The 7,136-nt window shown below is 71.4% G+C and carries 3 protein-coding genes; 1 reads left to right on the top strand and 2 read right to left on the bottom strand.

Going from position 1 to position 7,136, the window contains the following annotated elements:
- Both KMS84_RS05765 and KMS84_RS05760 read right to left on the bottom strand, forming a co-directional pair.
- Positions 1 to 4,378: type I polyketide synthase (locus KMS84_RS05765; protein ID WP_256914947.1), on the bottom strand; the 4,378-nt coding region annotated here is incomplete at its 3' end.
- 523 nt (positions 4,379 to 4,901) lie between these two features.
- Complete coding sequence (locus KMS84_RS05760; RefSeq protein WP_256914946.1) at positions 4,902 to 6,026, bottom strand: DUF6421 family protein; 1,125 nt, start codon at positions 6,024 to 6,026, stop codon at positions 4,902 to 4,904.
- A gap of 259 nt (positions 6,027 to 6,285) precedes the next feature.
- On the opposite strand from KMS84_RS05760, the gene KMS84_RS05755 reads away from it, so the two are divergent.
- Complete coding sequence (locus KMS84_RS05755; RefSeq protein WP_256914945.1) at positions 6,286 to 7,047, top strand: SDR family NAD(P)-dependent oxidoreductase; 762 nt, start codon at positions 6,286 to 6,288, stop codon at positions 7,045 to 7,047.
- The last annotated feature ends 89 nt before the right edge of the window (positions 7,048 to 7,136 follow it).

The raw sequence follows: 7,136 nt of genomic DNA, 5'->3' as shown, positions 1-7,136 counted from the left end.
CCCACAGCCGCAACCGCTCGGCCTGCGCACGCAGCGCCACCGCGCTCGCCCCCGACACCAGCACCGGCACCGGCACCAAGCCGGGGGAGCCCGCAACGGCCGGCTCCGCCCCCACCTGCGGCTCCGCCGGGGCCTGTTCGAGGATCACATGCGCGTTGGTCCCGCTGATCCCGAACGCTGACACCCCCGCCCGGCGTGCCCGCCCCACCTGCGGCCACACCCGCTGCTCACGCAGCAACTCCACCCCACCCGAGGACCAGTCCACATGACGCGAGGGCTCCTGCGCGTGCAAGGTGCGCGGTAACACCCCGGCCCGCAGCGCCATCACCATCTTGATCACACCACCGACACCCGCCGCCGCCTGCGCATGCCCGATGTTCGACTTCAACGATCCCAACCACAAAGGCCGTTCAGCCGGCCTTCCCTGCCCGTACGTCGCCAACAGCGCCTGCGCCTCGATCGGATCCCCCAACCGCGTCCCCGTGCCGTGCGCCTCCACCACGTCCACATCCGCACCCGACAACCCCGCACTCGCCAACGCCGCCCGCACCACCCGCTGCTGCGCCGGCCCGTTCGGCGCCGTCAACCCACTCGACGCACCGTCCTGATTCACGGCCGAACCCCGCACCACCGCCCACACCCGATGCCCCAGCCGCCGCGCATCGGACAACCGCTCCAGCACCACCACCCCCACACCCTCAGCCCACCCCGTCCCCTCCGCCGCATCCGAGAACGCCCTGCACCGCCCGTCGGGGGAGAGCCCGCCCTGCCGGGCGAACTCGACGAACATCCCGGCGGTCGACATCACCGTGGCCCCGCCGGCCAGGGCCAGCGTGCTCTCTCCCGAGCGCAGCGACTGAACCGCCAGGTGCAACGACACCAGCGACGACGAACACGCCGTGTCCACCGTCACCGCCGGCCCCTCGAACCCGAAGGTGTACGAGATCCGCCCCGACGCCACACTCGGAGTGCCTCCGGTCAGGGCATAGCCGCCGAAGCTCTCCGTTGTCTGGTCCAGCGGGGGGACGTAGTCCTGGTTCATGACGCCCATGAAGACGGCCGTCCGGCTGCCGCGCAGGGAGGCCGGGACGATGCCCGCGCGCTCCAGCGCCTCCCAGGACACCTCGAGCAGGAGCCGCTGCTGCGGGTCCATCGCCCGCGCCTCGCGCGGGCTGATCCGGAAGAAGTCGGCGTCGAGGTCCAGGGCGCCGGTGAGGAAGCCGCCGGTCCGGACCTCGCCGGCGTACTCCCGGTCGAGGCTCCAGCCGCGGTCCTCGGGGAACGGGGTGATGGCGTCCGTCTCCTCGTGGACCAGGCGCCACAGGTCCTCGGGCGAGGCCACACCGCCCGGGAGACGGCAGCCCATGCCCACGATCGCGATCGGGTCGTCCGGGGCCGCGTCCACGGCGGCCGACTGCTCCTCCGCGGCCGGCCCGGCGAGCTCCCGGTGGAGGTGGCCGGCCAGGGCGGTGATCGTCGGGTGGTCGTACAGCAGGGTGACGGGCAGCCGCAGCCCGGTCGCCTTCCCGAGCCGGACACTGAGCTCCACGGAGGTCGCCGAGTCGAAGCCGAGCTCCGGGAACGCGTGATCGACCGCCAGCGCGCCCGAGTCGGTGCGGCCGAGCACGGCCGCCGCTTGGGCCCGCACCAGGGCCTTCAGGTCTGCCGGCTCCCACGCCGCCCGCCGAGGCGGGGCGACGGGGTCGGCCTCGGGCGCCGGCGCCGGAACGTCCGGCACCGGCAGCGCGGGCAGCGCGGTGCCGGAGAGCCCGTAGGGCCGGCGTTGGAAGGCGTAGCCGGGCAGCTCCACGCTACGGGCGCCGGTGCCTTCGAACATCGGCAGCCAGTCCAGCTCGACGCCCTGGACGTACAGTTCGGCCATGGACAGCAGCAGCCGCCGCAGCCCGCCCTCGCCGCGGCGCAGGGTGCCCTGGACCACCACGTCCGAATCGTCACCCAGGGTCTCCCGGACGGCGGTGGTCAGCACCGGGTGCGGGCTGGCCTCCACGAAGACCCCATGCCCGTCCGCGGCCAGTGCCCGGACGGCGGCCATCCAGCTCACCCGCTCGCGCAGGTTGCGGTACCAGTACCCGGCGTCCAGATCGTGCGCGTCGAGGAGGCCGCCGGTGACGGTCGAGTAGAACGCGGTGTCACCGGCCCGGGCGGTGACACCGGCGGCCGCTCTCAGGACCTCCTCGCGGACGGGCTCGACGTACGGCGAGTGCGAGGCGTAGTCGATCGGGACCGTACGCGCCCGGACCCCGCGGGCCTCGCACTCGGCCATCACCGCTCGCACGACCTCGGCGGGACCGGAGACGACGACCGAGTTCGGCCCGTTCACCGCGCCGATCGCGACCCGCTCCTGGTCCACCTCCTCGGCCGGCATCGCCAGCAGAGCCATCGCGCCGTGTCCGGACAGCCGGGTGACGATGGCCCGGCTGCGCTCGACCATCAGCCGCAGGGCGTCCCCGAGCGGGACGATCCCCGCCGTGCAGGCCGCGGTGATCTCCCCCTGGGAGTGACCGACCACGGCGGACGGCCGCAGGCCCACGGCCCGCCACACCTCGGCGAGCGACACCTGCACCGCGAAGAGCGCGGGCTGCATGACGTCCATCCGCCGCAGCGCCGAGTCGTCCGCCAGCACCTCCCGCAGCGACCACGCGACCTGACCGTCCAGCAGCCGCACGCACTCGGTCATCCTGGCGGCGAACACCGGCGCCGAGTCCCACAGCTCCAAGGCCATCCCGGCCCACTGCGGGCCCTGCCCGGGGAACATCCACACGGCCTTGGCGTGCCGTCCGGCGACGCCGACCGCCACGTGCGGGGACGGCTCGCCCTGTGCCAACGCCCGAAGTCCCGCCAGGAGTTCGGTGCGGTCCGCAGCGACGACGACCCCGCGATGCGCCAGGACCGTACGGGTGGTGACGCCGGCGTACCCGACGTCGCGCGGGCGAAGGCCGGGGTCGGCCTCCAGGTGGTCCAACAGCCGGCGGGCCTGGGCCCGCAGTGCCGCCTCGCTCAGCCCGGACACCAGCACCGGCACCGGCACGGCGGGCCCGGTCTCCGCCTCTTCCTCCGTCCCTGCCTCGTCGGGGGCGTCGCCGACCACGACGTGGCAGTTGGTGCCGCCGATACCGAAGGAGCTGACGCCGGCCAGCCGGGCGCCTTCGGGCCAGGGGCCGGCGGCGTCGTTGACCCGGAGCGCGAGCCGTTCGAACGGGATCGAAGGGTTGGGCTCGGCGTAGTTGAGGCTGGCCGGCAGAAGCCGGTGCCCGAAGGAGAGCGCGACCTTGATCAGCCCGACCACGCCGGCGGCCCCGTCGAGGTGCCCGATGTTGGTCTTCACCGAGCCGACCAGGAGCGGCCGGTCGGCGGGCCGGTCCCGGCCGAGAACCTCGCCCAGCGCCGCCGCCTCGATCGGGTCCCCCGTCCTGGTCCCGGTGCCGTGCAGTTCCACGTACGCCACCTGTGCCGCCGGAGTCCGGGCCTGCCCGTAGGCCTCGCGCAGCAGTTCCTGCTGGGCCGCGCCGTCCGGGGTGGTGAGGGAGGCGCCGCCGCCGTCGTTGTTCACCGCGCTGCCGAGCAGGACGCAGTGGATCCGGTCGCCGTCGGCGACGGCGTCGTCCAGGCGCTTGAGCACGACCAGGCCGCCGCCCTCGCCGCGGACGGCGCCGTTGGCGCGCGCGTCGAAGGTGTAGCAGTGGCCGTCCGGGGAGAGGACTCCGGCCCGGGCGAAGGCGAGCGTGCTGTCCGGGGTCAGGTTGAGGTGGACGCCACCGGCCAGCGCCAGGTCGGTGGCGCCGGAGCGCAGGCTCTCGCAGGCGAGGTGCACGGCGACCAGCGAGGAGGACTGCGCGGCGTCGACGGTGAGGCTCGGACCGCGCAGGCCGAGGTGATAGGAGATCCGGTTGGCGATCACGCCCCGGCTGAGGCCGGTCAGCGTGTAGGGGGAGACGGCCTCCTCGCCGTGCCGGTGGACCAGGGTGGCGTAGTCGTCGCCGGTGGCGCCGAGGAACACGGCGGTGGAGCCGCCACGCAGGCTCCCGGGCAGCAGGCCGGCGTGTTCCAGGGCCGTCCAGCTCAGCTCGAGGGCGAGCCGCTGGCGGGGGTCCATCGCCGCGGCCTCGCGCGCGTTGATGCCGAAGAACTCCGGGTCGAAGTCGGCGACCCGGTCCAGGAACCCTCCGCGCCCGAACCCGGCCGGCCGCAGGTGCGGCGGGACGGCGCCGAGATCCCAGCGTCCCTCGGGGAGGTCGCCGATCGCGTCGGCGCCGTCGCGCAGCAGCCGCCAGAAGGCGCCGAGGTCGTCCGCCCCGGGTACGCGACAGGCCATGCCTACGACGGCGATCTCGGACCGGCTCGAGTGACGCGTGGACATGAGGGGGGTGTTCCTTTCTGGCGGTCGTGTTCCGGGCGGCCGGTACGCGGACGCGCCTCGCCCCGGACAGCCGGAGGGCTGCGGGACCGCCGGCGAAACGTCCGACGGACCCGCGGCGGCTCCTGCGGAACGACCGATGTGAATGCGCGCGAGCGGGAAGGAAATGCACGCGAAAAGAACGTGCACAGGAAATCAAGATGTGGCGTGCGCTGGAATTCGGTAAATACCGAGCGCTATACCGGCGAAGGAACTTCACATTCGACACGCCGCCGGCGATGCACCGGGCGGCGGATGGCACCGTCGCAGACCCCCAGAAGAGACCCCCGTCACTTCCGCTTCCTCGTGATCATCCGTCACACTATAGGACGCCCACAGCAAGGGCAATGTACAGAGAGTCACACAGTCAACGGGTCCGGCAAGCAGAGCGTGACATTCGCCGGGTGTTCCCCTGGCGTCCTCGGCCGAAGGTCCGGCCGAGCAGATCACCCCGCTCGGCCGGAACCCGGCCGGACCGGCCGCCACCTCAGACGTCGAGGCGCTTCTTGATTTCCGCGAAGAACGGAATGTGCCGGTAGTCCTTGGCCTCCTCGTCATAGTCCGTGTACTCGTTGGTGAATTCCAGCAGCCGCTGCTTGACGTCGTCGACCGGGACGCCGATGGTTATCTCCCGTTCGATCCGCTGGATCGTGCCGAGGAATTCGGCCAGAACCTCGGGGAGTTCCTCGTGAAGCCGGATCCGGTCCCCGCGCAGTTCGATCCCGTGGTGCGCGACGAGGTAGTTGAAGAGCAGCTGGGAGGCGACCGCGTCGTAGTTGGGGCGCGGAATCCCCTCCACCGCGTAGCGGAGCAGCCGCTCGGACAGGATGTACTCGTACGCCAGCCGCGCCTCCCGGGCGGGCAGCTGCGGGTCGTTCAGGCAGACCAGCATCGCGGAGACGTCGACCCGCAACTCCTCCAGGCCGGCCAGCGGCTTCAGCTTCTTGACCGGCAGGTAGGCCGGGATGGGCATGTCGCCCTGCCGGTGGTGGTACTCGTGCAGCCGCACCCACCACGAGGAGGCCTGTTCGACCGTCTTGTCGTCGACACCTCGGATCAGCGGGAAGGCGTCCTCGGCCATCACCGCGTCGATCATCTTTCGGGTGATCCGGTTGTGCCGCTCGACGAACTTGTCGATGAAGTAGAAGATCAGGTCGTCGTCGTGCTGGACGCCGTCCACGTGGTTCTCCGGGAACAGCGCCACGACGACCCGCGACGCGAACCCCTTCGAGCGGCCCGTGATGTTCACCGGCATGGTGTTGCTGGCGTACCGGGTGGCCAGGTGCGGGTCGGTGGGCAGCGTCTCGTACGTCAGGTACTCCAGCGACAGGGCGGGGAAGTACGAGGCGTCGAACAGCGAGAAGATGTGGTTGTCGCGCTTCTCGTTGATGTGCGTCTTGACGGTGTCCAGGCGTGCCCCGGGCACGTGGCTCCGGAGATCCTCGACCAGGGCCCGGGCGGCCGGCTGCCGACCCAGGTTCGGAGCGTCGGCGATTCGCTGCGCCAGCTCCAGCAGGAATTCGCGGTCCCGGAATGCGTCGCGCGATCCCCGGACCTTCTCACGGATTTCGTCGACCTCGTCGAAGACCGCCGACGGCATGCTGTTCGACATTGCGCACCTTCTTTTCAGGCATGGATTCTATGCTTCACCGGGATCGAGGGTGCAGTGGTCTCCTGCACCTCACTCCGCAATGTACGGATTCGGTTCTTATTTGCGCTTTCAGGCCGAGCCGGTCGCATTCTCCGAAGGAGTGCTTGCGCCTTTACCTCCGCGCTGGCTAGCTTGACGTCCTGGCTTGCGCAGGAATGTCCGCGAGCCTTTCAGGCGCCTGGTTGCCCCGGTGCGCCGGCCGACAGAACTGGAGCAGCACGTGCGAATAGAAGGAAGCGTTGCACTGGTCACCGGTGGAACGTCCGGCCTCGGCCTGGCGACGGTACGGAACCTGCGCGAGCGGGGTGCTTACGTGGTCATCCTCAACCGGCCTTCCGTGCGGAGTGAAAAGGTCGTGGCGGAACTGGGCGAGGGAGTCGTCCTTTCTGCCGGTGACGTCACCAGTGAGGTGGACGTCACCGCCGCCGTCGAGCGCGCCATGGAACTCGGCCGACTGCGGATCGTCGTGAACTGCGCGGGGGTCGGCAACGCCCACCGGACGGCCGGCGGCAGCGGTCCGTTCCCGCTCGAGGCCTTCAGCGAGGTCGTCCGGATCAACTTGATCGGAAGTTTCAACGTCATCCGCCTCGCCGCGGCACGGATGATCGGGCTGGAGGACGACGGCGACGAACGCGGAGTCATCGTCAACACCGCTTCGATCGCCGCCTTCGACGGCCAGATCGGGCAGGCCGCCTACGCGGCCGCCAAGGGCGGCATCGTCGGCATGACCCTGCCGATCGCCCGCGACCTCGCCCGGTCGCGGATCCGCGTGGTCACCATCGCCCCGGGCCTCTTCCACACCCCGATGTTCGACGGCTTCCCGCAGTCCGCGATCGAGGCGCTCGGTCGGCAGGTGCCGCATCCGCAACGCCTCGGAGAGGCCGAGGAGTTCGCCTCGCTCGTGGCCCACGTCGTGGACAACCCGATGCTCAACGGGGAGACGATCCGGCTCGACGGCGCCCTGCGGATGGGGCCGAGGTGACTGTCCGCCCGCTCCGGTGAGCCGGTCGGCCCGCCCCGCCGGAGCGGGCGGGCCGACCGCGAACGTGCCACGCCGACCCGCCCGGCCCC

The organism is Streptomyces hilarionis (assembly GCF_024539675.1).
Taxonomy (GTDB): Bacteria; Actinomycetota; Actinomycetes; order Streptomycetales; family Streptomycetaceae; genus Streptomyces; species Streptomyces hilarionis.
This window is presented reverse-complemented; position numbering and strand designations above follow the sequence as displayed.

Coding starts and splice junctions, on each gene's coding strand:
- KMS84_RS05760 (WP_256914946.1), bottom strand. CDS start 6,026: ATGTCGAACAGCATGCCGTCGGCGGTCTTCGACGAGGTCGACGAAATC.